Origin of the sequence: Flavobacterium turcicum (genome assembly GCF_011365745.1) — a bacterium.
Lineage (GTDB): Bacteria > Bacteroidota > Bacteroidia > Flavobacteriales > Flavobacteriaceae > Flavobacterium > Flavobacterium turcicum.
The window spans coordinates 1-2,015 of the sequence record NZ_JAAOBY010000019.1 but is presented as its reverse complement, the minus strand read 5'-3'; the positions used below and the strand labels follow the sequence as shown (position 1 = coordinate 2,015).

Genomic DNA, 2,015 nt, shown 5'->3' with positions numbered 1-2,015 from the left:
TCCTGTTGGAACCGCGCAAGTTGGTTGTAGAACAGTCGCTGCAGTTGGCACCGCTGGTGGTGTTGGCGCATTATTGAGAGTAACGGTACTATCTGCTTGAGTAATACAGTTACCGTTTAATGTACTTTTGGTGTATAAAGTATAAGTTCCTCCATTAAGATTACCAAAAGTAGGTGAGTTCTGAAAATTAATACTATCTAGACTATATTGTACATTATCCTGCGTAGCAAAAGTTAGAGTCCCAGTTGGAGAAGTACAAGTTGGCTGCACTACATTAAAAGCAATAGGTTTAGTTACAAAACTCATTTCAAGAAAAGCTTCCGCGTAACAAGGAGTCAAAGCGGCAGATGCTACAATAACTGGATTTGGATCACGTAAATTAAAGTCAATAGCATTAGAACCATAATCTAATGAACTAGATCGTTCCGGACTTAAAAAAGAGTTTGTAATCGACTGTAGACCGTTATTGTCAGTCACGACGGTGAAAGCAAATAATTTAACATCTCCAGTTGTATAGCCAATTGCAGCTTTTTTCAACAGAATTTCAAAGCCATTTGAAATATCAGAAATACCAGAACTACTTGGATTAACACCAAAAGCCGATGATGGGTTACCAGAAGAAGCATTACCAATAAAACTTAACAATGAAGTATCACTTTTCAATTCTACCAAATTAGCACTATAATTCCCAGTTATTGGATCCAAAAAAAACACTAAACAATAATCTGCTTCAAAATAGGAATCAAAAGCATTACTATTATCATTTATAAAATTGAAAGCTTTAACAGATCCACTACCATCAACAACATCTGCAAAATTAGTAGTACTAAAACCACCTGGCTTTGTATCTAAAAATAAAAGTAGGCTATTGTTACTCGTAACTTTGCCAGGCACAGCAAAAATAATGTTACTCTCTTCAGAAGCAATTTTAACAGCGTTAACGTAAGCATTGACTGATGAACTTGAAAGAGGAGAACTTAAACCATTATCTTCCAGTGGCCCTGTTCCAAAAGCTCTTTCGTTCGAAACTCCATCGATAACTGATGAAAATCTTGAACGAACCATAACGACTTGACCATCCGTTAGTGTATTAGTTATAAAAGTTCTGCTTGAAGACATCTGTTGAACAACATTTCCATCAACAGAAAATTCAAATAAATCAGCCCCACCATTTGCCGTAAAAGTAACCGATTGACCTAAACAAAATGGCTTGGAATGGTCAACAACAGGCGAAGAAGAAAGTGTAACAGCGGTCGGGACAACAAATACCGACGCTGCAACAGGCACACGAATACTAAAATCACTCCCTAACCTACTCCGAACATAATACGTTCTAGTAGCACGAATACTAGGACTAAAATTATTACCAGTAAAAATAGGAGTTGATGCATTTTGAGAAGTAAACCACTCCACTGTCTCGGATGTATTAGAAGCAAAAGCAGATAGATTAACTTGAACGAAATTAACACCATCACCACAAGAACTACCAGCGCTAACTGAAGGAACCGAAATAACAGCACTTATCCTTTTTGCTCTTGTAGAACGTTTATTTTTTTTAACTGTATCGAAAACCGATTGACTTTCTTGATCAAAATATTTTCTCAAAGATTTGTCGTGCTTTTCAAACGAAAAGCCATTCAAAACAACGGACAAAATAATAACGACCGGAATTACAAAATTATAGAGTAATTTACACTTCATATTTGAGTATTTTTAAATTTTGAAATATCATAAAAATCAACGACAAAAGTAAAGTATTATTCTCAATTAATAAGGAAATATTTAATAAAGCAATAACTACAGAAAAAAGTTATATTAAGAAAACAGAGTTTACAACATAGAAAATTAAACCATCCACGGCCCCATATTAGCTTTCGAAAATAATAACACCGTATAAACGCAAAAAACCCTCCCACACATTAGTGTAGGAGGGTTTATTATAGTACTCAGAGCGGGACTTGAACCCGCACGAACATTGCTGTTCACTGGATTTTAAGTCCAGCGTGTCTACCAAT

Annotated in this window: 1 protein-coding gene; it reads right to left on the bottom strand. The window is 35.6% G+C overall.

Going from position 1 to position 2,015, the window contains the following annotated elements; genetic code table 11:
* On the bottom strand, positions 1–1,701 hold a 1,701-nt coding region (locus tag G9Q29_RS14795; protein WP_166139226.1), incomplete at its 3' end, for an immunoglobulin domain-containing protein.
* Positions 1,702–2,015 lie beyond the last annotated feature (314 nt).